21 protein-coding genes are annotated in these 26,086 nt (G+C 66.0%); 10 read left to right on the top strand and 11 right to left on the bottom strand.

Going from position 1 to position 26,086, the window contains the following annotated elements:
- Positions 1 to 234: 234 nt before the first annotated feature.
- Positions 235 to 1,380, bottom strand: coding sequence for a peptidylprolyl isomerase (locus Pla108_RS20845; protein WP_197526264.1), 1,146 nt, complete (start codon positions 1,378 to 1,380; stop codon positions 235 to 237).
- Positions 1,381 to 1,650: 270 nt separating this feature from the next.
- Here Pla108_RS20845 and Pla108_RS05390 point away from each other — a divergent pair, with 270 nt between their 5' ends.
- Together Pla108_RS05390 and Pla108_RS05385 are read left to right on the top strand one after the other, a co-directional pair.
- The gene (locus Pla108_RS05390) at positions 1,651 to 2,349 is read left to right on the top strand and encodes an RsmD family RNA methyltransferase (RefSeq protein WP_146443756.1); all 699 of its coding nucleotides are present in this window, start codon (positions 1,651 to 1,653) and stop codon (positions 2,347 to 2,349) included.
- On the top strand, positions 2,346 to 3,317 hold the full coding sequence (locus Pla108_RS05385) for an alpha/beta hydrolase (RefSeq protein ID WP_146443753.1): 972 nt from the start codon (positions 2,346 to 2,348) through the stop codon (positions 3,315 to 3,317). Before Pla108_RS05390 ends, Pla108_RS05385 begins: the two co-directional genes overlap by 4 nt.
- 127 nt (positions 3,318 to 3,444) lie before the next feature.
- Here Pla108_RS05385 and Pla108_RS05380 read toward each other — a convergent pair whose 3' ends face one another.
- Entirely contained in the window at positions 3,445 to 4,029 is a 585-nt protein-coding gene (locus Pla108_RS05380; protein WP_146443751.1) for a glutathione peroxidase, read from the bottom strand.
- Between the two features lie 351 nt (positions 4,030 to 4,380).
- Here Pla108_RS05380 and Pla108_RS05375 point away from each other — a divergent pair, with 351 nt between their 5' ends.
- Both Pla108_RS05375 and Pla108_RS05370 read left to right on the top strand, forming a co-directional pair.
- Complete coding sequence (locus Pla108_RS05375; RefSeq protein WP_197526263.1) at positions 4,381 to 5,343, top strand: cytochrome-c peroxidase; 963 nt, start codon at positions 4,381 to 4,383, stop codon at positions 5,341 to 5,343.
- Positions 5,340 to 7,502, top strand: a complete 2,163-nt coding sequence (locus Pla108_RS05370; RefSeq protein ID WP_146443747.1) for an ATP-binding protein — start codon at positions 5,340 to 5,342, stop codon at positions 7,500 to 7,502. The genes Pla108_RS05375 and Pla108_RS05370 overlap by 4 nt, the downstream gene beginning before the upstream one ends.
- A gap of 6 nt (positions 7,503 to 7,508) precedes the next feature.
- Here Pla108_RS05370 and Pla108_RS05365 read toward each other — a convergent pair whose 3' ends face one another.
- Both Pla108_RS05365 and Pla108_RS05360 read right to left on the bottom strand, forming a co-directional pair.
- A complete protein-coding gene (locus tag Pla108_RS05365) occupies positions 7,509 to 8,924 on the bottom strand; it encodes a PQQ-dependent sugar dehydrogenase (RefSeq protein WP_146443745.1) in 1,416 nt (471 codons plus the stop codon).
- 112 nt (positions 8,925 to 9,036) lie between these two features.
- Positions 9,037 to 10,002, bottom strand: coding sequence for a DUF1559 family PulG-like putative transporter (locus tag Pla108_RS05360; RefSeq protein ID WP_146444443.1), 966 nt, complete (start codon positions 10,000 to 10,002; stop codon positions 9,037 to 9,039).
- A gap of 148 nt (positions 10,003 to 10,150) precedes the next feature.
- On the opposite strand from Pla108_RS05360, the gene Pla108_RS05355 reads away from it, so the two are divergent.
- Positions 10,151 to 11,200 (top strand): endo alpha-1,4 polygalactosaminidase, encoded by a 1,050-nt coding sequence (locus tag Pla108_RS05355; RefSeq protein WP_146443743.1) that lies wholly within the window; start codon positions 10,151 to 10,153, stop codon positions 11,198 to 11,200.
- Between the two features lie 75 nt (positions 11,201 to 11,275).
- On the opposite strand, the gene Pla108_RS05350 is transcribed toward Pla108_RS05355, so the two are convergent.
- The gene (locus Pla108_RS05350) at positions 11,276 to 12,049 is read right to left on the bottom strand and encodes a hypothetical protein (RefSeq protein ID WP_146443741.1); all 774 of its coding nucleotides are present in this window, start codon (positions 12,047 to 12,049) and stop codon (positions 11,276 to 11,278) included.
- Between the two features lie 288 nt (positions 12,050 to 12,337).
- Between Pla108_RS05350 and Pla108_RS05345 the strand changes: the two genes are divergently transcribed.
- Complete coding sequence (locus Pla108_RS05345) at positions 12,338 to 14,446, top strand: hypothetical protein (RefSeq protein WP_197526262.1); 2,109 nt, start codon at positions 12,338 to 12,340, stop codon at positions 14,444 to 14,446.
- 128 nt (positions 14,447 to 14,574) lie between these two features.
- On the opposite strand, the gene wecB is transcribed toward Pla108_RS05345, so the two are convergent.
- Positions 14,575 to 15,717, bottom strand: coding sequence for a non-hydrolyzing UDP-N-acetylglucosamine 2-epimerase (gene wecB / locus Pla108_RS05340; protein ID WP_146443739.1), 1,143 nt, complete (start codon positions 15,715 to 15,717; stop codon positions 14,575 to 14,577).
- Positions 15,718 to 16,096: 379 nt separating this feature from the next.
- Here wecB and Pla108_RS05335 point away from each other — a divergent pair, with 379 nt between their 5' ends.
- The 4 genes from Pla108_RS05335 (at position 16,097) to Pla108_RS05320 (ending at position 21,072) form a co-directional block, all read left to right on the top strand.
- A complete protein-coding gene (locus Pla108_RS05335; protein WP_197526261.1) occupies positions 16,097 to 17,578 on the top strand; it encodes a lipopolysaccharide biosynthesis protein in 1,482 nt (493 codons plus the stop codon).
- Positions 17,579 to 17,705: 127 nt separating this feature from the next.
- Positions 17,706 to 18,563: an FkbM family methyltransferase gene (locus Pla108_RS05330; RefSeq protein WP_146443735.1), complete on the top strand. Its 858-nt coding sequence runs from the start codon at positions 17,706 to 17,708 to the stop codon at positions 18,561 to 18,563.
- A gap of 67 nt (positions 18,564 to 18,630) precedes the next feature.
- Positions 18,631 to 19,746: a glycosyltransferase gene (locus tag Pla108_RS05325; RefSeq protein ID WP_146443733.1), complete on the top strand. Its 1,116-nt coding sequence runs from the start codon at positions 18,631 to 18,633 to the stop codon at positions 19,744 to 19,746.
- A gap of 87 nt (positions 19,747 to 19,833) precedes the next feature.
- Positions 19,834 to 21,072 carry a glycosyltransferase gene (locus Pla108_RS05320; protein ID WP_197526260.1) on the top strand — a complete coding sequence of 413 codons (1,239 nt, stop codon included), beginning with the start codon at positions 19,834 to 19,836 and terminating at the stop codon, positions 21,070 to 21,072.
- Here the strand turns inward: Pla108_RS05320 and Pla108_RS05315 are convergent.
- The 5 genes from Pla108_RS05315 to Pla108_RS05295 form a co-directional block, all read right to left on the bottom strand.
- Positions 21,069 to 22,205, bottom strand: a complete 1,137-nt coding sequence (locus tag Pla108_RS05315; RefSeq protein ID WP_146443729.1) for a glycosyltransferase family 4 protein — start codon at positions 22,203 to 22,205, stop codon at positions 21,069 to 21,071. The genes Pla108_RS05320 and Pla108_RS05315 overlap by 4 nt on opposite strands.
- Positions 22,206 to 22,267: 62 nt before the next feature.
- A complete protein-coding gene (locus tag Pla108_RS05310) occupies positions 22,268 to 23,611 on the bottom strand; it encodes an O-antigen ligase family protein (RefSeq protein ID WP_146443727.1) in 1,344 nt (447 codons plus the stop codon).
- Between the two features lie 204 nt (positions 23,612 to 23,815).
- A complete protein-coding gene (locus Pla108_RS05305) occupies positions 23,816 to 24,433 on the bottom strand; it encodes a DUF4254 domain-containing protein (protein WP_146443725.1) in 618 nt (205 codons plus the stop codon).
- 119 nt (positions 24,434 to 24,552) lie between these two features.
- Positions 24,553 to 24,819, bottom strand: a complete 267-nt coding sequence (locus tag Pla108_RS05300) for a (2Fe-2S)-binding protein (protein WP_146443723.1) — start codon at positions 24,817 to 24,819, stop codon at positions 24,553 to 24,555.
- 57 nt (positions 24,820 to 24,876) lie between these two features.
- Positions 24,877 to 26,070, bottom strand: a complete 1,194-nt coding sequence (locus Pla108_RS05295) for a M20/M25/M40 family metallo-hydrolase (protein WP_146443721.1) — start codon at positions 26,068 to 26,070, stop codon at positions 24,877 to 24,879.
- Positions 26,071 to 26,086 lie beyond the last annotated feature (16 nt).

Below are 26,086 nucleotides of genomic sequence, written 5' to 3'. Positions count from 1 at the left end.
CAGCATTGGCCAGAGCAAAGCCAGCGTACGCGCCGGGGGGCTGGTCGTCAATCAGGCGATCACCGGGGGTTCCCAACCCCCCATGTGGGGTGCTTATCGATCCGGGAAGATCGGGCGCCCTCTTTTTCGCTTCGCGCAATAAAAAACCCCGGAGCTAGGGGCGCCAATCCGGTCAACCGAATTGCCGCCGCCGCTCCGGGGAGGGGGGAGTCCTTTGGGCCCCGTGCCGAGGGCTTACCTCTTGGGCAGCTTCTTGAAGTCGTAGTCGCCGCCGCGGTCGCGGAGGACTTCGGCCTTCACGATTTTGTCGGGCTCGACGCCGCTGCGGGCGCCCGGGTCGATCCGCTGGATCTCGCCGAGCAGCTCGATCCCCTCGACGACGCGGCCGAAGGCGGTGTGGCGGCCGTCCAAGAAATCGGTAGGAACGAAGCAGAGGAAAAACTGAGACCCGCCCGTATCCTTGCCGGCGTGGGCCATGCTGAGCGTGCCGCGGAAGTGCTGGCGGTGGTCGGGCCGTGAGCACTCGCAAGCGATCGAGTAGCCGGGGCCGCCGGAGCCGGAGCCGGTCGGGTCGCCACCCTGGGCCATGAAGCGGGGGAGCACCCGGTGGAAGACGACGCCGTCGTAGAAGCCGTCCTTCACGAGCGAGAGGAAGTTGGCCGTGGCGATGGGGGCCTGGTCCTCGAACAGCTCGATGACGATGTCGCCCTTGGAGAGCGTCATCTTGACGCGGGGATTGTTGTCAGCGGCCGCCTCGGCCTGGCGGATCTTCGCCTCTTTCTCCCACCGGGCCCGGTAGCGGTCTTTCTCTTCCAGGTACCGCATCGCCGCGCCAAAGGTCTCTTGGGCCGCTTCGGAGTCGCCCGGTTGGGCCCGGACGGCGCCTGTCTCGACGGCGATCTTGGCGAATTTGTCCGCTAGGTCGAATTCGTTGGTGGAGACCGCGGCGAGGACGCCCCACATCGGCAGTTCCGGCTTCTTGTCGCCGCCATCGATCAGGGCTTCGAGGATTGGCAGGGCCGCCTCGTACTGGTCGCCACCCCCGTTGGGGCCGCCGACGATCTGGAACTCCACGACCGTCTGCAGCAGATCGGTGATCTGCTCGTCGGCCATCGGGTTCGCTTTGAAGACTTCTAGGGCCGCGTCGGTCATAACGTCGAGTTTGGTTGAGGCCTCCGCCACGAGGGGCTTCAGCTGGTCATTGATGGCTTCGCGCCGCGAGACGTCGGCGTCTTGATACTCGGAGTTCAGCTTCTCGATTTGCCGGATCTGGTCCCGGTAGGCTCCGACCGCGGCCTGGTAATCGGCCTGGACGTCGGCGAACGCCGTCGCTGCGAGACAAAGCGTAACGGCTGCGACCGTCGTACGGAGGAGCGGCATCGCTTATTCGAGAGGCTAGGAGATAGTTGGCTGGTGACGGGGACGATCGCCCGCGTCACGGGGCGAATTGCCGGTTGGCTGAGCCCCAATGATAGGGGATACGGGCCACGCTCCAGAAGAGGTCGCCCCCCGCCGCCAAAATTCCGCTGGGGGGCCGAGTTTGGCCCGCCATTCGTGCGGGGCTCAGCGAAGCCCTCCGCCACCGGTTATTATCACTCCTCGGTCATTTGACCTCCGCCCTCTTTACCGATTACCGAGCCTCTCTACGGAATGCCCAAGCGACGCAAGCAGAGCGACACGCCGACCGAAGCAGTCGATTTACGCATCATCGGCGGCCGTTACCGCGGCACCAAGCTCACGTGCGAGCCCCTGCTGCACTCCACCGGCAAGGCGACCGGTGAGCGGGTCACCCGGCCGATGAAGCACCGCGTCCGCGAGGCGATCTTCAATCTGGTCGGCACCCACGCCGAGGGGAAGCACGCGATCGACGTCTTCGCCGGCACTGGCGCCCTGGGGCTCGAGGCGCTCAGCCGCGGGGCGACCAGCTGCCTGTTTATCGAACGCCATGTCCCGACCGCGGCGGTGGTCAAACAAAACATCGCCGCGGTGAAGGTCGAGTCGTCTTGCGAATTGCTGATCGCCAGCGCGTTCGTCTGGGCGCAGCGGGACCTGCCCAGCGGCGGGGGCGCGGCAGGGGCGGCCGACCCGGCGACCCCCTGGCTGGCGTTTGTCTCGCCCCCCTACGCGTTCTTTATCGATCGCCAGGAAGAGATGCTGATGCTCATCAGCGGCCTGTTGAAGCACGCGCCGCCCGAGAGCATGCTGATCGTTGAAGCGGACGAACGGTTCGACTTTTCTCTCCTCCCCGGCGGCGACGTCAAAGCCCACCGCAGCGAAGTCGGCTGGGACGTCCGCGAGTACCGCCCCGCCGTAGTCGGCGTCCTGCATACCGGAGCAAGCGGCGAATGAGATCCCTGCCCCTCGCCTTGACCACCCTCTTGCCTTTGACCGCCCTCTTGCTGAGCACCACCATGGCCGCGCGCGGCAGTGAACCCCTCGAGCTGCCCCTGTGGAGTGATTCCGCGCCACCCGCCAGCGAGATCGGCGACTACGAAGACCGCAGCGCTGGCGGCCGGCCGAATCGCTGGCTCACCGGCGTCGAGCAGCCCGTCGTCAGTCTCTACCGGGCCGACGCTGACCGCGCTACCGGCGCCGCGATCGTTGTCTTTCCAGGAGGCGGCTATGGCGGGCAGGCAATCGATAAAGAAGGCCATCTCGTCGCGCAATGGCTCGCCGAACGCGGCGTCACCGCGGCGGTGGTCCCGTATCGGTGTGGCGGCGGCAAGCATCGCCACCCCGTGCCGCTTTTTGACGCCCAACGGGCGATCCGCCTCTTGCGGAGCCGTGCGGCCGAGTGGGGCGTCGATCCCCAGCGAATCGGCGTGATGGGTTTTTCGGCGGGCGGCCACCTCGCCGCGTCGGCCTCGACGCTCCCCGACCTTTCGCTCGAAGGGTTCGATGACTCCCTCGACAAGGTTTCTCTCGACAGGGTTTCGGCCCGGCCCGACTTCTCGGTGCTGATCTACCCGGTCATCTCGATGCGTGACAACGTGACCCATCAGGGATCACAACACAATCTGCTGGGCGCGTCGCCCAACGCCGAGTTGGAAGCCCTGCTGTCGGCCGACGAGCAAGTGACCGACTCGACGCCGCCGGCGCTACTGATCCACAGCATCAATGACGGCGCCGTGCCGGTCGCCAACGCGCAGCGCTACTACGACGCGTGCCGGAGCCACGGCGTGCCGGTTGAGATGCACCTCTACGAGACGGGCGGTCACGGCTTCGGCATGGCGCCAGCCAGCGGCAGCGTCGCGGCTTGGCCCGCGGTGCTCGAGGGCTGGCTCGTCGGCCGCGGCTACGCCACGAAGCCAGAGTGAGAAATCCCCCTCCCTTTTAGGGAGGGGCTAGGGGAGGGTCACCAGTTTCCGCAACAGGAAGACTGTCCTGTGATGAACGCCGTCACCCTCCCCCGACCCCTCCCTGAAAGCGAGGGGAGAATCCCGCTTACTCGTTATCCTTCGCCAACTCGTGCTCGATATCGGCGACCAGCTCGACGCTGTCGGGCGTCACCCGCGACGCATAACGGCCGGTCACCTCGCCGTCGCGACCGATAAGGAACTTCTCGAAGTTCCACTTGATCGGGCCGGGGTACGGCGACTCTTTCGTCAGGTAAGCGTACAGCGGGCACTGACCCTCGCCGTTGACTTCGACTTTGCCGAGCATGTCGAACTCGACGCCGTAAGTGCTCGAGCAGAACTGGGCGATCTCATCCGCCGTGCCGGGCTCTTGGCCGCCGAACTGATTGCAGGGAACGCCGACAACGACGAGCCCCTGGTCACCGTACTTGGCGTGCAGGTCCTGCAAGCCGTCGTACTGCTTGGTGAAACCGCACTTGCTCGCGACGTTGACGAACAGCACCACCTTGCCGGCGTACTTCTCGGCGAGTTCGACGGGCTCGCCGTCGAGGGTCTCCATCGTGAAGTCGAGCGCGGCGGGCGGTGGGCTATTCACGGCGTCGGTCTGGGCTTGGGTGACGGCGGCGGGGATCGCCAGCAGAAGGCCGACGACAAAAGGCAGGCAACGGGACATGACAGGGCGCCTTTGCTCGTGGGAGTGGGAAGGGGGCGTCTAGCGGATGTAACGATTGTAGGCGATCGCTGCCCGGATTGCCGGTGGTCCGACAAGACAACGGGCCGGACCGCTCCAGGCGGCTCCTCGCGACGCGTCGGGCGTGCGGTTAACCGAGGGGGAACCTCGTTTGGCGAGCGGTGAGGCGGCCCAGATTTCTAGGTTCCCATAACGGCACCGACCTCCCTACGCCGCCGACCATGGCAGCGCCGACCATCCGCCCACTCTCAGCTCGCCACCGCCGGGGGGAACGTCCTTCGCCCCCGTCTTAGGGGCGTGTGCTGTCTCGTTGATCGTCGGCGTCGGCATGGTTTGGCTGCCTTTAGGCAACCTTCCGACCGCGTCAACTTCCGGCACGTCGCGAGTCGAACCAAGAGCAATTACCGCGGGAAGCCCATCACTCCCATCGAGGCGCCGACCGGACTGGACCCGAAACTCGTCGCGCTCGGCCGCCGATTGTTCCACGACCCACGGCTCTCACGCGACGGGACGGTCTCGTGTGCGAGCTGTCACGACCTGTCTCAGGGCGGAGACGATGGGCAGTGCTTCTCGATTGGCGTCGACGGCCAACCCGGGGATATCAACGCGCCGACGGTGTTCAACTCGGCCTTGAACATCGCCCAGTTTTGGGACGGCCGCGCGGCGAACCTGCGACAACAGGTGGACGGCCCGATCCATCACCCGAAAGAGATGGCGTCCGATTGGGCCGAGGTCCTTCAACGGATCGGCAACGACGCCAGTCTGACCGCGGCCTTCGCGAGCGCCTTCGGTGGGCCGGCGACCGCCGAACGCGTCCGCATCGCGATCGAGGCGTTCGAGACCTCGCTGGCGACACTCAACGCCCCCTTCGACGGCTGGCTTCAGGGCGACGACGACGCCGTCTCGAAGGAAGCCCTCGAGGGCTTCGAGTTGTTCAAGCGACACGGCTGCATCTCTTGCCACCAGGGCGAGGCGGTGGGTGGGAATCTGTTTCAACGACTCGGCGTCATGCGGGAGTACTTTGTCGCGTCGCGGGAGCTACGCCCGAGCGATCTCGGCCGGTTCAATCACACCCAGCGTGAGCAAGACCGGCACGTGTTCCGCGTCCCGTCGCTGCGGAACGTAGCGCTCACAGGACCCTACTTCCACGATGGCTCGGCGCTAAACCTCGAAGACGCGGTGCACGTGATGCTGCACTACCAAGTCGGCGCTGACGAACCGGACCTGGCCGAGATCCGCAAGATCGTTGTCTTCCTGAACACGCTCACGGGCGACACGCCGAAGGAGACGCTGTGAGCCACCATCGCCTTGCGAGTTGGGGCCCCCTCGGCGTGCTGTCAGGCGCCGTATTGGGCTTTGCGTTTTGGTCACTCCTTGACCGCGGCGTCGGTTTGGAGACGTTGCACAACAAGATCGACAACGCGGCGGTGGAATTGCGGACCGCGACTAAGGCGGTCCAGCGGCTAGCCTCCGGACAGGCCTGGGACTACGACGCACTAACGGCCGCGTCAAAGCGATTGAGGAAAAACGCCGAATCGCTGAGGCAAACGCTTCTCAGTTACGATCCCGATGCGGAATTGGTGACGGTCGACCCCCTCGCCTTCCTGCTTAGAGATATCGACGAGATTGAGCAGTTCAAGACCGACCACTCGGTCTATCGGAACGCCACAAGGGCCGCCGACAACGCCCTCCGCGGCTTGACCGAGGCCTTTGAGACCGAGTCGCCATCAACGGCGATTGATTTGCTTCCGATCGCCGACACGATCCATCGCGCCCGCGTCCTCGGCGGCGTCACTCCCGGCGAACTCAAGGAGGCGAGTCAAGAGTTGAACTGGGTCCTCGGCCAGACGCCGGGCGATTCGCCCAACAAGGCCGTCCTCGCGAGCGTCGCCAGGTACTTGACGACGATCCGTGACCGAGACGCCATCCTCGAAACGGTCGCGGCGCTCGACGCGTCGGTCGCTGGCGATTGCCTAGAAATCGCCTTGGCGTCGGTCCACCACGCACTGACGGAGCGTTCGAACAACGACGCGGTCCGGCAGCGGATCTTTATCGTGCTGCTCGTCGCGGCCCTCACGTACGGGGGGCTTCTCATTAATCGCCAACGCCAGACGGCCGGTGAACTCGCCACGCTCAACGCCGCCCTGGAACGACGCGTCAGCGAGCGGACACAGGACCTGGCCGCCGAACACCACTTGATCGAGTCCCTGATTACCGCGGCTCCGAACGGCGTTTTCTGGAAAGACACCAACGGCGTCTACCTGGGATGCAATCGCGCCTACGCAAGACTGGTAGAGTTCGACGACGAGGAGTCGATCGTCGGCCTTTCTGACGAGCACCTGCCTTGGGAAGACGAATCCCGCATCAAGAAGCTGGCCATTGAGGAGGAGCTCCTCAGGAGTGGGGAAGCCGTCACGAACCGGGTGGCGGCGAAGCGTCTCAAGAGTGGAGTCCAACGAGAGCTGGTCGTCTCTAAGGCGGCGTTGACCGGAGACGACGGGTCGATCACGGGGATCGTTGGCGTCTACACCGACGTCACCGAATTGAATCGACTCCGTGATCGGGTCCAGAACGGAGACAGGCTCCAAGCGGTCGGGCAGCTCGCCGCCGGCATCGCCCACGAGATCAACACGCCCATCCAATGCGCCGCCGCCAATCTCACCTTCCTGCGCGATGCGGTCGCGACGCTGCTCGGCATCGCCGAGTCGTGCCAACGCGACCATCACGCCGAGGCGCCCACCGAGACGACCCGTCCCGCTGCGGATTGGACCCGCATGCTGGAACGTCTCAAACAGCACGCCCCCGCGGCGATCGAGGAGTCGGACGTCGCGATCGGTCGGGTCACCGAGATCGTCCGCGCCATGCGGGTGATGTCGCATCCCGGAACCGCCGCCAAAGAGCTTGTTGACCTCAATACGTTGGTCGAGAGCGCCGCCACCATTTCTCGCAATCGCTGGAAGTACACCGCGGAGCTGCAGCTCGATCTCGATCCCGAATTGCCGCTCTTGCCGGTCCTCACCAACGACATCAGCCAACTGGTGCTGAACCTGATCGTTAACGCCGCCGACGCGATCACCGAGGTCCGCGCCGAGGACGACCCTCTCGGGACGATCCGCGTCGCGACCCGGGTCGAGTCCGACGGTGTGTTGATTGAAATCGCCGACAACGGCGGCGGCATGACGCCTGAGGTGAAACGCCGGATGTACGAGCAGTTCTTCACCACCAAAGAGGTCGGAAAAGGGACCGGGCAAGGGCTCGCTATCTCTCACGACATCGTCGTCACCAAGCATGGCGGCCGGATCGAGTGCGACTCCGAATTGGGCGAGGGAACGACCTTCCGGGTCTGGCTGCCCATGGCCGACGCCCCCGCCGAACCGGAGTCCGCCGACGAACGGCACGAAGCCGTCGACGACCCACAAGACCTCCTCGCGGCGTCCCCGGGCGCGGTTTATTGACGCCGTTTATTGACGCCGTGCGACGCCGCCGTTGGTGAGACGGATCACGATCGCGGGGCCGTTGAGCACCGCATAAATCGCGCCGCTGGGGTCGACCGCCACGTCGCGGACGCGGCCGGCGCCCTGCAGCAGTTGCTCGGTGTGCATCACGTGGCCGTCGGCGATCGCCAGCCGCTGGAGCGTCTCGTGCCCGAGGCCGCCGACGATCAGGTGGTCCTTCCAACGCGGGAACTCGTCGCCCTGGCTAAACTCGATGCCGCAGACGGCGATCGACGGCGCCCAGTACGAGACCGGCTGCCGCATCCCCTCGGCCCGTTGCGTGTCGGTGATGGGGGTCCCGTTGTAGTTGAGACCGTAGGTGATCTTGGGCCACCCGTAGTTGACGCCCCCTTCGAGAACGTTGATCTCGTCGCCCCCCATCGGGCCGTGCTCGCTCTCCCAGATGACGCCGGTCGCCGGGTGCGTCGCTAGGCCTTGCGGGTTACGGTTGCCGTAGGTGAAGACCGACGGCAACCCCTTCACGCCATCGGCGAACGGGTTGTCGGCCGGGATCGACCCGTCGCGATTGACGCGGTGAACCTTGCCGTTGGGGAGATTCGGGTTCTGGGCGTCGTCTTGGTGGCCGCGCTCGCCGATCGAGAAGTAGAGCCGTCCCTCGGGGTCGAAGGCGATCCGACTGCCGAAGTGGTGCGTCGTGTACCGGTAGGTGGCGGGGTCGGCCTCGAAGAGGACCTGTTGGTCGGTCCAGGCGTGGTCAACGATCTTGCCGCGCACCAGTCGCGTCATCGAGGCGGTTTCGCCCTTCTCGCTCTTGCGGTCGAGGGCGTGGCTGTGCGTCAGGTAGACCCAACCGTTGGTCGCGTAGTCGGGATCGACCGCGACGTCGAGCAAGCCGCCTTGCCCCCGGCTGAAAACCGGCGGCGTGCCGGCGATCGGCTTCGGGTCGAGCTTGCCGTCTTTGATAATCCGCAAACGCCCCGGTTGCTCGGTGAGAAGGGCGGTCCGTTGATCGACGAACGTCAACGCCCAGGGCAGACGGAGCCCTTCGCCGATCCACTTCTCGACCTTCACGTCGTAGTCGCGCGTGGGGAGCGTCTCGGGGAGCGGCGGCCGCTCGGCGCCGGCTCGGCTTTGCGCCTCGCGGATGTAGCGGACCAGTCCGTTGATCTCGTCGTCCGAGAGAGACGGTTCGTAGTTCGGCATGCCAACGGCGCTGATGCCGAACTTGATGTTGCGGGTGAGGTCGCCGTCGCCGCCGCCGAACTGCCAGACGCCGTCGACCATGCTCTGGGCGTTGCCCCCCTGCAGCTCGCGGCCGTGGCACGAGGCGCATTTCTCCAGGTAGATCGCCTCGCTCCGGTCCTCGGCAAAGGTGATCGAAGACGCGCCCAACAGGGCGCTCAGCAAGAGATATCGTTGCATCGTTGTGGTTGGTCGGAGGTGTCGTGCTCGTCTAGGAAGCGCCCACGAATCAAACAATCGCCTCTATGGAAATCGATTCGCGGCGATTCGTGTAATTCGTGGGCCATCTGAATCAAAGCGAAGTCGCTCCATCGGCGCGGGTCGAGTTCTGCCGATGCGCTTCGGGGTCGATGTCGTAGCTGATCCACTGGACCGAGCCGTCCGCCATGGCGAAGCCGCAACCGGTCGGGTGGCTGCTGCCGAAGCTCTTGTTGAACTGGTCGATGCTGTCGGGGCCGAGTGGTGTGTCGAGACTAGCGAATCGTGAGACGTCCGTGCCGTGGCCCCCGAGCCCCAGGCCGTCGTCGCCCCAGTCGAACGTGCCCCCCTGCTCGGCCGTTTTCTCGTAGGCGCCGAGTTGCACCCGCTTCTCGCCGAGAACGTAGGTCTTGCTAGTGCCGTCGATAACCTGCGCCATGCGGATCTCGCTGCGGGCGTAGAGGACGCCGGTCGCGTCGAAGGCGTTCCCCCAGCCGGCAAAAGCCTCGATTTCCGCCAGCGTCTCGGGGCCTTCGCTGTTGGTCACCAGATCGCCGGCGCTCGCCGCGTAGTCGGTCTTCATGACCCACGCCACTGGCTCGGCGTTGCGGATCGGTTTGGTGCTGGTGTAGGGGTAGAGTGTCGCGGGGCGTCGGCTTGGGCAGTTGGCGATCTCGACGACGCTCCCCGCCGCCTCGGCAGCCGCTTGGCGTTTCGCCGATTCGCTCAGCCCTTGACCAAGGTTATGCACAGCGCCCGCCTCGACGTACGGCAACACGTTGTAGAGCCACCCGCCCGGCTGATCGCGTCCCGAGCCGCGGTCGGGGTCGCCCGTCCAGACGTAGCTCCACCCCCCCGTGGGAAAGCGCCCGAAGGCTTCGTGGTGCAGCTGCGTCGCCAAGCCGAGTTGCTTGAGGTGGCTCTGGCAGGCGCCGCGGCGGGCCGCCTCGCGCGCCGCCTGCACCGCCGGGAGCAGCAGCGCCACCAACACGCCGATGATCGCAATCACCACGAGAAGTTCGACGAGCGTGAACCCACGGCGGCGATCGGAAAGAGGCAAAGCAGTCGCGTCCGGCGGAGCGGTTCGGGCAGTGAGGGGCGGGGGACGGACAGTATACGCAAGCGGCGGGCCCCGCGTCGGTGTAGCAAATCAAGCCGTAGCGGCGTAGCAGGGGACCCGCCCCACCCCGTCGGCCAAGGACCCGCCTGTGTACCGCCCCCTCGTTGCGTTGCTTTTCGCCGCCAGCCTCCCGGCCCACGCCGAGACGTTCCCCACGGCCGACGGGCCGGTCGAGGTGGACAACTGGGCGTATCTGCTCCAGCGGGCCGAGCCCGCACGGCTCGCGGCGGCCCGACACGACCTGCTGGTCATTGACTTCGCCCGCTTCGGTGACGGCGCGTCGAAATTCACGCCGCAAGAAATCCACGACATGCAGCACTCCAGCGACGGCCCGGGGGGAGACGGCCAGCGGAAGGTCGTCGTGTCGTACCTTTCGATCGGCGAAGCCAGCGATTTCCGCGACCACTGGCGGGCCGAGTGGACCCGCAACGGCTCGGCCAACCAGCCTCTCACCGCCGCCGCGCCGGCGTGGCTCGGTCCGTTCAACCCCGATTGGCCCGAGTCGCGGAAGGTCCGCTACTGGGACCCCGAGTGGCAAGCCGTGATCTTCAACGACGCGAAGACCGGCTGGCTCGATCAGATCGTCGCCCAGGGGTTCGACGGCGCGTACCTCGACATTGTCGACGCCTACTACTTCTGGGGCAACGAGTCTTCGGGCGGCGGGACCTCTCCGGCCGCGAAGCGGCCCGGCGATCCGGCCGATGGCCAAGACGCGGCGCGGCGGATGGCCCGTTTCATCGTCGAGATGACCCGCCACGCCCGGCAGAGCCACCCGAAGTTCTTCGTCATCCCCCAGAACGGCGAGTTCTTGCTGAACGACTTGCGGCATGGCTCGGCCCCGGAGCCGGGTGACGACGCACTCGCCGCGGAGTACCTCGACGCCATCGCCGCGATCGGCATCGAAGACACCTACTACCGGGGCGACGACGACGAGAACAATCGCCTAGCGATCGACACCGACAAGGTCGCCGTCCTCAAGCAGGATTTTCTCGCCGCCGGCAAACCGGTGCTGGTGGTCGACTACATCAACCAGCCCGCGAAGGTCGCCGACTTTCAGAAGCGGGCCCGTGCGGACGGTTTTATTCCGTACGCGGCGCCGACACGGGCGCTAGACCGCCTCGCGGCGCCGGCGCGTTAGCGATCGCGGCATGCCGCTCACCTATCTGGCGAGCACAGGTTGATCCGAGCGAGTCTGTCTGGCCCTACGCTTAGGCTACTGCCCGTTTGGTGAGACATCCGGAACGCTTGTCGGCGCAGGCGTTCCGCCGTTTGCCGCTTCAGTCGCCTCCTGACTTTTCCGCTGGCTCAAATTGTTTAGCGCCTGCAGCTCTTGCTGCATTTGCCGAGCTTGTTTGATCGCCGCCTGAGCCGCCTCCTGCCTCTCACGCTGCATCCTCTTGATTTCGCGCGGCGTCGTTATCCGGGGGTCGAGGTCAATCGTCACGAGCCCGATGACGACCATGAGCGTCGCTAAGAACAGATGCCTGATTTGTAGCCGAACCGGCCGCCGCTCTCGTGACGGGTCATTGAAGTAGCCCGTCACGTCATCTCGCTGTAGGACCCTAAGACACGCAAACGCGATCGGCGCCACGATCGCCATGCGGGCGAACGTCAGCCAATCCTCGCCGCTGTTCGGCCGCCCAGAAAACGGATTTCCGGCCAGGTAGAGCATCCCACTGCCCAACAGAAAGAGGGCAATCAGCGCATAGCCAATGGCCATGATTGAACAAAACAACGTCGCCCACCAATGTCCTGCCGAATGGCCCCGGTACAGGCCCCAAGCAATGGCGAGAGGGAGCACGCCAGCCAAAGCAATGGATTGCGTGGCGCCGTCACCCGTGAGGTAGGGCACGACACCGTGAACCACGTCGATCGTACCCCACATTGCAAAGAACCCGACCACCCAATCAATTGCGGCGACGCGTTGGAGGGGCGCCGGCGTCGCCTCTGCGGGTGGCTCATCGGCAGAGGCTTCTTCAGCGGACAAGACCGACCTTCTTTTGAGACTTCGGGACGCGCCGATCTTAGCCTACCGGGCGTTCGGGAAGAAAAGGGGCGGCGCGTTTCCCCCTCCCTTTCAGGGAGGGGACGGGGGAGGGTCACGGCGTTCACCACACGAGCGTTCTCCTGTGATGAACGCGAAGACCCTCCTCTAACCCCTCCCTAAAAAGGGAGGGGGACAACGTGCCGTGCCGGGTGGTTACACTCGGGCGTCCTCGGGCACGACGACGATCCCGAGCTCCGCCGCTCCTCTATCCTCATCAGGCCGTCCGACATGACCAGTTGGCGTCTTTTCGCTGCGTGCTCGGTTGTTCTCTTCGCTTCGCCCGCCCCGGCGCAGCCGATCGACCGCGAAGCGCTCGTTCATCGGCACACCATCACCCTCGACGAGTTCCACGACGACGCCCCGCTGGCGGTTGGCAACGGGGAGTTCGCCTTCAACTTCGACGTCACCGGGCTGCAGACCTTCCCGAGCGACGCACCGGGCGCTGTGCCGTTGGCGACGATGGCGCAGTGGGCATGGCACGCGTTCCCGGAGAGCCGCGGCGTCGCCTACGAAGAAGCGCTGCGTGACTACTCGGTCCACGGCCGCGACATCTCCTACGCCACTGATCGCCAGTCAACCGCGGCCCAGACGCTGCGGGCGAATCCCCACCGGATCAACCTCGGCCGCATCGCCCTGCGGCTGACCTTTGCCGAGGGTCGCCAAGCGACGCGCGACGATATCCAGTCGCCGACGCAGACGCTCGACCTGTGGACGGGCGAAGCGACGAGTCGCTTCACCTTCGATGGCGAACCGGTCACCGTGCGGACGGTTGCTCATCCGACGTTTGACGCGATCGCGGTGTCGGTCGAGTCGCCACTCGTCGCCAGCGGACGGGCGGCTATCGAGCTGCGATTCAGCTACCCTTCGGGCGAATGGGGGCCGGGACTCGACGACTGGAAGGCGCCGCAGCGTCATACGACCACCCTCGCCACGGGCCAGGGCGGGAAGCGTGTGGCCCGGACGCTCGACGAGACCCATTACACCGTCGCCGTCGATACCGACGCCGCTGTCTCGACGCAAGAAACGCCTCACACGATTCGCCTCTCTTCCAAAACCCCTCGGCTCGACGCCGTCCTACGGTTCAACGCTGGTCAAGAGATTCCTGACGACCAGCTGACCGCCAAACAAGTCTGCCAAGCTTCGGCCGAGCACTGGAAAGCTTTCTGGAGGCGCGGCGGCGCGATCGATCTCTCAGCCAGCAACGACCCGCGTTGGCGAGAGCTCGAGCGGCGGATCGTGCTCTCGCAGCATCTGACGGCGATTCACTGCGCCGGGTCGCTGCCGCCGCAAGAGACGGGGCTCGTCTGCAATAGCTGGTTTGGCAAGCACCACCTCGAGATGCACTGGTGGCACGCCGCGCACTTCGCCCTCTGGAACCGCATCGATCTCTTAGAGCGAAGCCTCGGCTGGTACAAAGAGATCCTGCCCGCCGCGCGACGCATCGCCGAGCGGCAAGGCTACGCCGGCGTCCGCTGGCCGAAGATGACGGGGCCCGACGGCGTCAGCTCCCCCAGCGATGTCGGTGAGCTGCTTATCTGGCAACAGCCGCACCCGATCTGGTTCGCCGAGCTAGCGTACGACGCCGACCCCAGCCCGGCGACGCTCGATCGCTACGGGCCGATCGTCGATGCGACCGCCGACTTCATGGCGGACTACGCCTGGTACGACGAGGACCGCGACCAGTACGTGCTCGGCCCGCTGCTGGTCGCCGCCCAAGAGTCTTACAGCGGCCTGCGGGGCGAGGTCCTCAATCCGACGTTCGAAGTCGCCTACTGGCGTTGGGCCTTGCGCGTCGCGGCCGACTGGCGCGAGCGGCGTGGCTTGCCGGAGAGACCGCGTTGGCGCGCCGTCGCCGACAAGATCGCCCCGCCGACGATCCGCGACGGCGTCTACACGGCAATCGAAACGGCGCCCTACACCACCCGCGAAGATCACCCCTCCATGCTCGCCGCCTTGGGCGTGCTGCCCAACGTGGGGCTCATCGACCGCGGCGTCATGGACCGCACGCTCAGCGACGTGCAACGTGACTGGGACTGGCCCTCGACCTGGGGCTGGGACTGCCCGATGGCCGCGATGACCGCCGCCCGTCTCGGCCGCCCGAACGACGCGATCGACCTGCTGCTCCGCGACACGCCGAAGAATGGCTACCTCGTCAACGGCCACTGCCGCCAAGCCGACCGCCTGCCGGTCTACCTGCCGGCGAACGGCGGGTTGCTCTACGCCGCGGCGATGATGGCGGCCGGCTGGGAAGACGCCGACCCAACGGTCGATGCACCGGGCTTCCCCGCCGACGGCTCTTGGACGGTGCGTCACGAAGGGCTGCGTCAGGCGAAGTGAGGCGAAGCTTATTCGGCTTCTACCCCCGGCTAGCGCCGACGGCTCAATCGCAGGCGATGCGATCGGCCTTGAGCCATCGGCGCTAGCCGCGGGTAGAAGCGCGCTCGACACAGCCGCGCCCAGCCACCCTACACCTGTAGGAACGCCGCGCACGCCTCGACAATCCGCGGCGCCGACTGGCCATCGCCGTAGGGGTTCACCGCTTCGGCCATGCGTCGGTAGGCGGCTTCGTCCGAAAGCAGTTCGCTAACGCCCGTAACGATTTTGTCGGCGAATGGGCCGACGAGCCGCACCGTGCCGGCGTCGACCCCCTCGGGCCGCTCGGTCGTGTCCCGCATCACCAGCACCGGCTTACCGAGACTCGGCGCCTCTTCTTGGACGCCGCCCGAGTCGGTCAGCACCACGCGGCTCGCCGCCAGCAGCGCGACGAACTCGCTGTAGGGCTGCGGCGGCAGCAGGCGCACGTTCGGAAGGTCGCCGAGGCGCGCGTGCACCACGTCGCGGACGTTCGGATTGAGATGCACCGGATAAACGAACTTGGTGTCGGCGTGGCGTTCGGCGAGCGTCGCGATCGCGGCGCAAATCTGCTCGAAGCCATCCCCAAAGTTCTCGCGGCGGTGGCCGGTGACCAGCACCATCGGCCCGTCGAAGAGATCGTCGCCACCCACCTCGCAGAGACTCGCGCGAAGGCGCTGGCCGACCGCGGGGTCCTCTTGGCGGCGGAGCTCCATCTGCAGGGCGTCGATCACCGTGTTGCCGGTGACGAAGATCGTCGCCGGGTCGACATGCTCACGGAGCAGGTTGCTTCGCGACAACTCCGTGGGAGCGAAGTGCATCGCGGCCAGCGGCGTCGTCAACCGGCGGTTGCCTTCCTCCGGGAAGGGGGACTTCATGTCGCCCGTCCGCAGGCCCGCCTCGACGTGGCCCACCGGCGTCCGGCGATAGAACGCGGCGAGCGCGCCGGTGAGTACCGTCGAGGTGTCACCCTGGACGAGCACCAGCTTCGGCTCGAGCGCCACCAGCACGTCGTCGATCGCGGTCAGCAACCGGGCCGTCAGCGACGCCAGCGACTGGTTCGGTTGCATGACCGCCAGGTCACGGTCGACCCGCAGGCCGAAGAGCGACACCACCTGGTCGATCAGTTCGCGGTGCTGCCCGGTGTTGACGACGAGCGGCTGAAACCGGTCGTCCGCCTCGAGGGCGGCGATCACGGGGGCGAGCTTGATCGCCTCGGGGCGGGTGCCCATGAGGACCAGGACGCGGTGTTTCATAGCGGGGGAGAAGCCGAAGGACAGGACCGATCGCACTAGCGATAACTTACGACAAAAGCCGGCCGCTGTTGGGGGGTCGCCCGGGTGGGGCAATTGTCCGGATTGTGGCGGTCGCCGGCGTGCCGCCACGGGGAGGTCCGCCGCCGGGCCGCTTGCGGGGCCGCCTTGGGCGGCCCACGATGGAACCGTCGGGGGCTCGCCCGAGTCTAACCGAACCGAGGCGATAGCGTCTTCACCTGCGCCGATTGGGGTGGGGCGGAGGGGGGTGGTTCACTCCCCCTTTTGCCCTACGCTCGACGCAGCCGCCTCCGCATCGGCCTTCCTCCCCCGTCTGGTTTGTGCCACCCGGCCCACGCCGCCACCAACCGTTCCACTCAGAATGCCTCAGCAAGACTATTTCTGCGGCGATTCGGTGCGAGAGAACTTACGGGGCAAATCGCTTCGGGGAGGCGCTTTCTCGGCGATTTCGCAAGCGGGCACCATTGTCGTTTCGCTGGGCGCCATCGCCGCCCTGGGGCGGTTGCTCAGCCCCGACGATTTTGGCTTGGTGGCGATCGTCGCGGTCTTCACCGGCTTCGCCTCGATGTTCGTCGACGCCGGCATGTCGGCGGCGACGATCCAGCGAGAAAAGATCACCAAGGAACAGGTGTCCAACCTGTTCTGGATCGCGACCGCCCTGGGCGTCCTGGTGGCTCTCACCCTGGCGGCGCTGTCGCCGCTGATCGCTTGGTTTTACGGAGACCCCCGAATCGTGCCGGTCACGCTGGCGTCGGTCGTCGCCTTTGTGCTGGCGGGGATGACGATCCAGCACCAAGCGTTGCTGAGCCGCGCAATGCAGTTCGATCGTCTCACGGTGATCAAGGTCGTCGCGCACACGCTAGGGCAGGGCCTCGCGGTGCTACTGGCGCTCTCGATGCGAGGCCAACCCGGCGCCTACTGGGCGTTGGTGGCGGCGCCGGTGACGCGGGCCCTCGTCGAGATGATCGGGTCGTGGATCGCCTGTCCCTGGCGGCCCGGGCCGCCGCGACGGGGCGTCGGCACCAAGGCGATGGCCGGCTTCGGCGCCAACTTGACCGGCTTCAACATCATCAACTACTTCGCCCGCCAAAGCGACACGCTGCTCCTGGCGAAGTTCTACGGCACCGCCGTCGTTGGCGGCTACGACCGCGCCTACCGGCTCTTCATCCTTCCGAACCAGTGCATCAACTCAACCGTCCAGACGATCGCCGTCCCGGCGCTCAGCCGGGTTGCGAGCGAACCCGAAAGATACCGGCGGGTTTTCACCCGGATCGTGCGTTTAACGTTGATCTTCTCGATGTCGTTGTCCGCGTTCACGTCCGTCAATGCGGACCTGGTCATCCGTGTGATGCTAGGCGATCGCTGGCTCGACTACGCGCCGGTTCTGTTCTGGCTCGCGCTGGCGGGCGTCGGCCAAACCGTGGCCCACACCTCGGGGTGGCTGTTCGCCAGTCAGGGGCGGGGCCGTGACATCTTCTGGTGGGGAGTCTTCGGCTCCGGCACGATGATCGTCAGCATTGCCGCGTCGGCCCCGTTCGGCGCCGTTCCGCTCGCGACCGTTTATTCATTGACCAGCACGATACTCATCGTCCCGGCTTGCTTGTGGTGGGTCGGCCGGCGCGGACCCGTTTCGACCTTGGATATTTATCGGGCGGCGGCGTGGCCGGCCGTGGCGGCCGCCGCGGTCGTGGTGACTTCGTTGTTGATCGGTTCGTTCTTCACGCTGACGCCGTTGCTAGACATCGTCATACGCACCCTCGCCGCTGGCGTCGCGATCCTCGCGGTGCTGATCGCAGTGGAGGGATATCACAGCCCGAGAAGCATGGCTCAAATGCTAAGGTGAGTGAAAAACGCCGAGCAGTAACGCACACGCGACCGCAGACCACCCGTCGATGCCGAAGTGATAGCCCGTCGCTCGGCGCCGCTAAATCGACTCCCGTTCAATCGACTCTTCCCTTTTAAGCCCGCCGATGAGCAGAGACCTCAAGAGTATCGCCAAGCACGCGTTGTCCAAGGTTGGCTACGGATTAGGACCGATCCTCGCGGGTGGTCCTGAAACGACGCTCTCACGGAGCGCCTTCCTAGAACACCAACGGCTCGCCGGCGACACCACGAGCGAACCGAAGACATCGATGGTGCTAGGGCGGCCAATGCAGATCTTCAACGGCGCCGCCTTTTGCCGCCTTGTCGACGAGATCTGGTGCCGGGAGATCTACCGATTCGAGACCGACCGCGAGGCGCCCCGGGTGCTCGACTGCGGAGCCAACATCGGGGTGGCGTCGATCTACTTCAAGAAGCTTTACCCGAAGGCGCGCGTGACCGCTTTCGAGGCCGACGCCCGGGTGCACGCGGCGCTGGTCGCCAACCTTCAATCCTTTGACATGGCCGATGTCGAAGCGGTGCGCCGCGCCGTGTGGGTCGATGAATCTGAGCTGACCTTCAGTAGCGACCCGGCCTCAACGACCGGACGCATCGGCGGCGACACGCCGCTAGACTCCCAAGCGGCGGCGACCTCAACGGTGCAAGGGGTCCGATTGGCGGACTACCTCAACGAGCCGATCGACATGCTGAAGATGGACATCGAGGGCGCCGAGACCGACGTCCTCCTCGATTGCCGAGACTTGTTGTCCAACGTCAAAGCCGCGTTCGTTGAGTATCATTCGTCCGCCGATGGCGACCAGCGCTTGGACGAGGTGCTCGCCCTGCTTCGTGAAGCGGGGTTCCGAATCGACCTCGAGAAAGAGGGCGCCGTCACCCGCCACCCCTTGATCCAAGCGCCGGCACGGCGCGGGTTCGATCTGGCCGTCAACATCTTCGCGAGACGTTGAACAACCGACGTCGCGAGGCCTCGACCGCCAACGCATCGCCACTAATCTCTCTCCCGACGCGTCCGCCATGCCAAAGCCGCACCCGATCCGCGTCGTGATGTGCCCCCCGTCGCAGGACAACCCGTACCTCGCTTCGCTGTCGGAAAAACTCGATCAGAGCGGTTGCGAGGTGTCGGGGGGTCCGTTCACGCCGTGGTTGTTACTCTCCCCCAAGGTGCGGGCCGCCGACGTCGTGCACCTCCACTGGCCCGAGCACTACACCGTCGGGCAAGGGCCCGTCGCCACGTTTGTCAAAGCGGTTCTGTTCTGCCTCCAGATCGCCGTGCTGCGGCTGCGACGCACGGCGATCGTTTGGACGGTCCACAACCTAGTCGGTCACGATGCGAAGAACCCTCGCATGCAGCGTTGGCTCAATCGGCAACTCGCCGCCCGCAGCCACGCCCTGCTCGTCCACAGCGACGCGATCGCCGACGTCGTTGCTCGGGAGTACCTCCGGGGCGACCGCAGCAAGATCCACGTCGCCCCCCACGCCAACTATGTCGACGATTACCCCCGCGGCATGGAGCGCGCCGAAGCGAGACGATTACTCGGCATCGGCGAGGATTCGTTCGTGTACCTCTTCCTCGGTAAGATCCGGGGCTACAAGGGCGTCCAGGAGTTGATCGGCGACTTTGGTCGGCTCGCCGACCGTGGCGCGACGCTCGTGGTGGCCGGGCAAGTGATCGATCCGACGCTCGCCACGGACCTAGCCTCGCAATCGGAAGCGACCCCCGGCGTGATGCTGCACGCCGGCCCCCGCCTGGTCCCCGACGAGGACCTGCAGAAGTACTTCGGAGCGGCCGATGTCGTCGTTCTGCCTTATCGAAACATCCTGACGTCGGGCACGTTGCTGCTGGCGGCCTCGTTCGGACGGGTCGTCATCGTTCCCGATATCCCGACCCTTCTCGATGCGACGACGGCCGACGGTATGATCGTCTTTGATCGGGCCTCGCCCGAGGGACTGCTAGACGCCATGAAGGAGGCGCGAAACTCCCGTGAGTCGCTCCCCGCCCGAGGCGCGGCGAGTCTCGCAACCGTGTCGCGGTGGGGGTGGAACGAAATGGCCAATGCGGTGCTCGACGCCTACAAGGCGGCGATTGCGAAAACGCAGGGTCCGGGGGCAGCTGTTTTGGAAGGCGAGTGATCCCTGTATCGCAACCGCCTCCGAAGGACACATAGTCAATCCAATCAAGCAGCAATCTAAATACGACAATTTTCCGAGCCGTCTAAGTTGCCCCGTCTGTTGATCGTCGCTCCGACCTTCTTCCCCGATCCCGGGGTGCAGTCCGTACGCGTCACGCAGTGGGCCAGGACGCTGCCCGACCTCGGCTGGGAGACCCACATCCTCTGCCGGCACTACGGCTACGAGGCGACTCCCGAGCGGCTCGCCCAGTACGTCCACCCCGATGTGCGGCTGCACTACCTGGGCCCCAAACGGCCGGCGCCGCCGGCGGGGCGGATCGCTGGCGCGCCGCGGCGGGGCGTGGCGGCGGAGTTGCAGCGGCAGGCGGAACGTTTCTTCGTCCCCGACATCACCCTGCTGTCGTGGCGACGGCTCGCGGTCGAGGCGGTTGAGACGGCGCAGTCGATCGCGCCGGATGTGATCCTCTCGTCGAGCCCCCCCCACTCGATCCACTGGATCGGGCGTCATCTCGCGCAGGCGACCGGCGCCAAATGGGCGGCCGACTTTCGTGACCCCTACGCCCTGGATGATCGATTCGTGCCGGGAGGGTGGCTCACGCCGCTCACGTTGCTGCACCAACGACACGAGCGACAGATCTACCGCGACGCCGACCTGACGATCCACGCGATCCCGATCCACGGCCGCTGGTCGCGACGCCACTACACCGACCGTCGCGGCCCGGCAGAGCTGCTGCCCAATGGCGCCCCGAGTGATCTACAGGGACTCGCCGCCGAGCTGCCACCGCGCCCGCCCGAAGCCCCGCTCGAATTACGGTCGGTGGGTCAGATCGCCGACGACGCGCCGCAAGCGCTCTACGAGGCGATCAAGCGTCTCCGCGCCGAGGGGCTCCCCCTCCGCTTCTTACACGCCGGGCACCTGCCGGCCGGGGTCGCCGAGTTGCCGGTCGATCACGGCGACTTCATGACGTTTCTCGGTTTGGTGCCCCACGACGAGGCGATGCGGCTCGTCGTCGGCGCGGACCTGCTGCTCGCTTACTTGAGCGAGAAGCGGTCACGCCACCTGCTGCTGACTTCCAAGCTGTTCGAGTATCTCGGCGCTTGTAAGCCGGTGCTGGTAGTCAACCCGACCCGGCCCGATCGGCAGTTCCTCAAGCGACGAAGCGGCTGTGTCTCGGTGTCGCACCCGAACACCGAGGAACTCGCCACGGCGATCCGCTCGCTCGCCGAACCGAGTCGATCGTCGCGACCGACGGAACTGGAAGCGATCTACGACCGCCGTCAACAGACCGCGATGCTCTCAGAGTGGCTGCGACAGTTGATCGACTAGCCGCTTACGCCCGCGTCTCGCAAGGCGTCGCGGACGGCGGCGACGGGGTCGGCTTCGCTCCGCCAGGCGGCCAAGACCTCGCCCGATCCGGCGCGGTAGCGGTCGATCGCGGTCGGGTCGGTCACCGTGCGTAGCGCGTGGGCCAAGCCGTCGAGGTCGCCGCTGGCGAACTTCTCGCCGTTCACACCGGGACGAAGGAGCGCCGCCGCCGCGCCGACAACGTCGCTGGTGACCAGGGCGAGCCCCGAGGCGGCGGCCTCGTTGAGAACGACTGCCCACGGCTCCCGCTCGCTCGGCAACACCAGCACGTCCGAAAGGCGGTACAGCAGGTTCACCTCGCGCTGCTCGGCCATGAAGCCGGTCCACTGGACCCGCTCGCGGAGGTCGGACGGCGTCATCGTCTCGAGTTCTTGGCGAAGTTCCCCGTCGCCGATAAGCAGCAGGTCCCAATCGGGCCTTTCGTTGGCGATCTGGGCGAAGGCCTTGATGAGCAGATCGACCCGCTTCACCGACACGAATCGCCCGCTGAACACCAGCCGCCGTCGGGTGCGGTTGATTTGGTGACGCTCGGCGGCGGCGGCGATCTCGTCGTCGCTTACGTTCTCGATCAACGCGTAGTCGGGCTCGTAGGGCGACACATAGAGCCGATCGCCCGGGACGCCGTAGTGCTTCCAGTAGGCGACGCCGAGCGGCCCCACCGCCAGAACGGCCGTCACCAGGCGCCTGACCAGGGCGATGTAGGCCCGTTTCACGGCAAGCTTCAGCGGGCTCTTCCCCTGTTCATCGGCGAGGTTGCTGTCCGCACGGAGCAACACCGGGACGCTATGCCGCCAGCACCAGAAAGCGGTTCTCAGGCGGCCCAGGTCGTTGTAGCCGACCAAGATCAACGCGTCGGAACGCTGCTGTTTGAGACGCTCAATCACCTCCCCGCCGCGCCGCCATTCGCGTCGCTGTTGACCGAGCGTGACCGATTGCGGGGTGCGGTCGCCGGCCGAGAGGTCCTCGAGGGTCAACGCCAACGGGGTCGCTAGCCGCCACTGCCGTGACGAGTCGCCATAGGCGTTGAGGACGAGCATCTGCGCCGGCAACTCGTTGGCGAGCCGGTTGTAGAAGTGCAACTCGTAGGGGGACATCGCCGTATGGTAGGCGGCGAGTCGCAGGCGGGATTCGTGGACAGGTTCTACCGGGCCGCTGTTCACTGATACGCCATTCGTGTCGGGACCGGGTAGCGCGACATCACGACGACAGGCTGATGCGCCTTCTCGATCAAGTACTGTCCGATCGTCAGGGCGACGTACAGCAGCAGCATGTGCCACGAGATCGAGCCGAACAGGTAGGCGTCGAAGAAACACGAGGTGGCGAAGGCCACCACCAGGGCGGTGACCAAGTCGCCCGCGGCGCGGAGCCGGGGGTCGGCGCTGCGGATCCTGAACAGCTGATAGAGCATTCTCAGCGTGGCGAAGCAGAACGCGCCCAAGAACCCAATGCCGATGATTCCCAGCCGGGCGGCGACACCCAGGTAAGAACTCTCGGCGGTTCCCGACCCTTCGATTTCGCTTCCGAACAACGGGTTGCTAAGGAACTGATCGATCAGGGATTGCCAGCTGTCTCGCCGGGTGTTGGTGGTGTCGAGGAGCCGGTCTTGGCTGGTTTGGATCCCCTCAAAGCTGTTGGCGAGAACCAACACCGCGTAGATGACGACGGCCGCTACCGCGATCGAGATGAACGCCTTATTGCGGAGCAGCATGGCAAACCCAACCGCCGCCGACAACAGGGCGGTTCTTGACCCCGTCGCCACGAGGCCGAGGCCGAGCAGCACCAGGAGCGCCAAGAGGACCGGCTTCGACAGGTAGTGCCGGCGGTCGTGGATCAGCAGATAGGTCGCGATCATACCGAGCAACGCGCACATCATGCCCGCCGGCTGCGGGTTGAAGGTCGTCCCGTAGAGTCGATTATTGGCGAAGACCGACGCGGAGTTGAGCAGCAGTTCGTGGATCGTGCCGCCAACGAAGAGGAACCCGCTCAATAAAACTCCCCACAGCAGCATCTCGATGCCCCGCTCGCGGCCAAGCACGCGGCCGAAGCCGACGGCGGCGAACAGGAAGATCGCGATGACTGTTGGCGTCGTCGATAAAAAGCGGGAGACATCCTCCTGCGCGAGCATCTTCAGGCAATTCAGGAGTTGCAACGCCACCAGCGTGATCAACGGCCAAGAAAAAAGCTGCTTGCGATCGTTGTTGCGGGCGAAGAGCCCTCCCAACACGAGCGTCCCCAGCAGGCCGATACTGAGCACGCGCGACGAGTTCGACAGCATCTGCAACCAACGCGTCATCTCGAGCGAGTAGTACTCGGTCTCGATCGGGCGCTCGAGCGAGGCGAGCCACATCATCAAACCGAGTCCGATGCAGCGGGCCCACTCGGAGAAGGTCGAGATCACCCCGAACATCGCCATCACGATGACGGCGAAAATCACCAACCCAAGCTGGTTTTTCGCCAGATCGGATAGCTGCTCGAGTTGCGAGACCTGGAGAAGCAGCATGGGGGGCAGCTGGGGGGCGTAGGACCGGGTTGCTTCGGCGAGCCAGCGCCCGCCGGGCGACCAAGCCCCGTCCGCACGCCGCGACGATTCACGGCGTCCACCGGGGCGGGGCTCGATAGTTTAGCATAGCCCAATCAGCCGGGCCGGACGCGTCCCCCACCGGGCCGCGTCTTACCGCCAACCGCTGCAACCCGCAGAGACGGCTCAACCCGCCCGGCGCTGCGACCGGTACAGCTCGGGGTTGAGCGACGGGTCGTTGTACATCTTCATCTGGCGGTAAACCCGCAATTGCTTGCGGCCGGCAAAGATGTCGTCCAGCAAGACGCCCAGCGAGTTGGACAGGTCGGCTCGCTGCAGGACGCAGCGCTGGCGCTTCGGCTCGACCTTCGACAGGTGCTCTTCGGTGGCGTCGGGACGCGCGAGCTCTTCTTCCATGTGGAAGACTCGCAGCGACATGATCGACAGCCGGTCGATCGCCGAGCCGGGCGTCTCGGTGTTCAGGGGGGCGTCGGGGGCGGCCGCGACGCCGCGGGCGTCGAGCATCTCGAGGAGCGTCTCGTCGATCCGCTCGATCCAGTCGTTACGCCGCTGGTTGAAGCCGTCGATGTTCCGCTTGACCTGGGCGATCTGGGCGTCGGTGACGTCGGTCCGACGGGCGATGTCTTCCTCGTGCCAGAGCTGGAAGTTGAACTGGTGCTGCTGGCAGACCACGCTCAACAGGCCGGTGTACGGGTTGTCGATCGGCTCCACGTGCCAGCGCGCGACGGCGTCGGCCTGGAGCTGGAGGACCTGTCGGACGATCGTCGTGCTGTCGAGGGGCATCGGTGGAATCCTTTCCGGGGCGGGGAGCAAGGCGACGACCTTACGCGCAAGCGGCGATTCGCGACAAGACAGAAGTGCGCCGCCGAAGCGGCGTCGGCCCGGTCTCTTCGGCAGACCCGCTACTTCGGCGGCGTACCACCGCCGGTGGCGATGTGCTCACCACGGCCGCTAGCATGGTCGGCGGCGTCGGGCAGGTCGGCCTCGGCCTGCGCCCGCTGCGCCTCGAAGAGTTTCCGCAGCAAGGGCCGGCACCAGCCGCACCCGGTCCCGGCGCCGTAGCAATCCGCTAGCTGCGATGGCGCCGCCGGGCGCTCAACGCGGAGGTAGTTCTCCACCTTCCGCCGGGTGACGTGGAAGCAGAGGCAGAGTTCGTCGTCGGGTTGCAAGGGACTGCCAATTCCAAAGGAAGGCCGATTCCAAGTGAAAGACGCCACGGCGAGTGACTAAGTCCCCGTCGCCAAACGCCAGGCGACCTGGCGCGACAGCTGGTATTCCTCGATGTTCAGCGTCTCATCGACTGTGTGTATGTCGTGCTGCCCCGTGCCGAGCGTGATCGTCGGGATGCCGTGCGACGTGATCCAGTTGGCGTCGAGGCCGCCGTTAGAGATCGCCCGGCGTGGTTCCTGGCCCATCGACCGCAGCGTCCCTTCGAGCGTGACGAGCGACAGGTTGTCCTCGGGCAGCTTGAACGACTCGTAGCAGGCGCCGCCATCAAAGCTGACCGTACCGCGGCGGCCTTCGCTGCTAACGACCTTGTCCAAGGCGCGGAGGAACGCCGCCTCGATCGCCGCAACAATTTGGGTGCGGAAGGCGGGGTCGTGACTGCGGGCCTCGATATGAAGGCGGGCGTGCTCGGCGACAACGTTCGTGGCGACCCCCGCCTCGACAATGCCAATGTTGCAGGTGCCGCGTTGGTCGCCCTTCTCCACGAGGCCGTGCCAGCCTTTCTCGACCAAGTCCGTGACGGCGAAGGCGGCGATCGCCGCCGCGCTGACCCCCTTCTCCGGGGCGATGCCGGCGTGGCTCGGGCAGCCGTGCACGTTGACCCACATGCGATAGCCGCCGGTGGCGCCAACCAGCAGCTTGGCCGGGTCGCCGCCGTCGAAATTGAACGACAACTCGGGCTCGCCGAGCATCCCGACATCGACGTGCCGCACGCCGTTCAGCCCCCCCTCTTCCTGGACGGTCCAGAGGAACGTGATCGGCGGGTGGGGGGCGCCGCTCCGCAGCAGGGCCATCGCCGTCGTCAGCAGCACCGCCGTGCCGGAGCGGTCGTCGGCGCCGAGGCCGGTCGCGGGATCGCCCGAGCGGACCAGATTGCCCTCGATGGTCGGCTTGCTCCCGAGGCAGACCGGGACGGTGTCGGTGTGGGCCATCAGCATCCGCCGCGGCCCGAGCGACGCGTCGCCGTCGAGCTGCATCACGGCGTTGCCGACGCCTCCGCCGAGGGAACTCAGCTCGTTGGCGTTATCGAACCGCAGCGGGTTGGGGTCGGCGCCCGCTTCGGTGAGCTTGGCGGCGACGAAGTCCATGACGCCCCGTTCTTCTCCGCCCCGACCGCGGATCGCCATCAGCTGACAGACAAGGTCGAGGGCTTCCTCGTCCGAAACGGCGAGGGAGGTGGCTGGCGTGCTCATGATCTTGCTCCTCGCC

Source organism: Botrimarina colliarenosi (assembly GCF_007859955.1).
GTDB lineage: Bacteria > Planctomycetota > Planctomycetia > Pirellulales > Lacipirellulaceae > Botrimarina > Botrimarina colliarenosi.
Note: the sequence above shows the minus strand (reverse complement) of the source record. Positions and strands in the feature narration are given on the sequence as shown.

Coding starts and splice junctions, on each gene's coding strand:
- Pla108_RS20845 (WP_197526264.1), bottom strand. CDS start 1,380: ATGCCGCTCCTCCGTACGACGGTCGCAGCCGTTACGCTTTGTCTCGCA.
- Pla108_RS05390 (WP_146443756.1), top strand. CDS start 1,651: ATGCCCAAGCGACGCAAGCAGAGCGACACGCCGACCGAAGCAGTCGAT.
- Pla108_RS05385 (WP_146443753.1), top strand. CDS start 2,346: ATGAGATCCCTGCCCCTCGCCTTGACCACCCTCTTGCCTTTGACCGCC.
- Pla108_RS05380 (WP_146443751.1), bottom strand. CDS start 4,029: ATGTCCCGTTGCCTGCCTTTTGTCGTCGGCCTTCTGCTGGCGATCCCC.
- Pla108_RS05365 (WP_146443745.1), bottom strand. CDS start 8,924: ATGCAACGATATCTCTTGCTGAGCGCCCTGTTGGGCGCGTCTTCGATC.
- Pla108_RS05345 (WP_197526262.1), top strand. CDS start 12,338: ATGACCAGTTGGCGTCTTTTCGCTGCGTGCTCGGTTGTTCTCTTCGCT.
- wecB (WP_146443739.1), bottom strand. CDS start 15,717: ATGAAACACCGCGTCCTGGTCCTCATGGGCACCCGCCCCGAGGCGATC.
- Pla108_RS05335 (WP_197526261.1), top strand. CDS start 16,097: ATGCCTCAGCAAGACTATTTCTGCGGCGATTCGGTGCGAGAGAACTTA.
- Pla108_RS05330 (WP_146443735.1), top strand. CDS start 17,706: ATGAGCAGAGACCTCAAGAGTATCGCCAAGCACGCGTTGTCCAAGGTT.
- Pla108_RS05325 (WP_146443733.1), top strand. CDS start 18,631: ATGCCAAAGCCGCACCCGATCCGCGTCGTGATGTGCCCCCCGTCGCAG.
- Pla108_RS05315 (WP_146443729.1), bottom strand. CDS start 22,205: ATGTCCCCCTACGAGTTGCACTTCTACAACCGGCTCGCCAACGAGTTG.
- Pla108_RS05310 (WP_146443727.1), bottom strand. CDS start 23,611: ATGCTGCTTCTCCAGGTCTCGCAACTCGAGCAGCTATCCGATCTGGCG.
- Pla108_RS05305 (WP_146443725.1), bottom strand. CDS start 24,433: ATGCCCCTCGACAGCACGACGATCGTCCGACAGGTCCTCCAGCTCCAG.
- Pla108_RS05295 (WP_146443721.1), bottom strand. CDS start 26,070: ATGAGCACGCCAGCCACCTCCCTCGCCGTTTCGGACGAGGAAGCCCTC.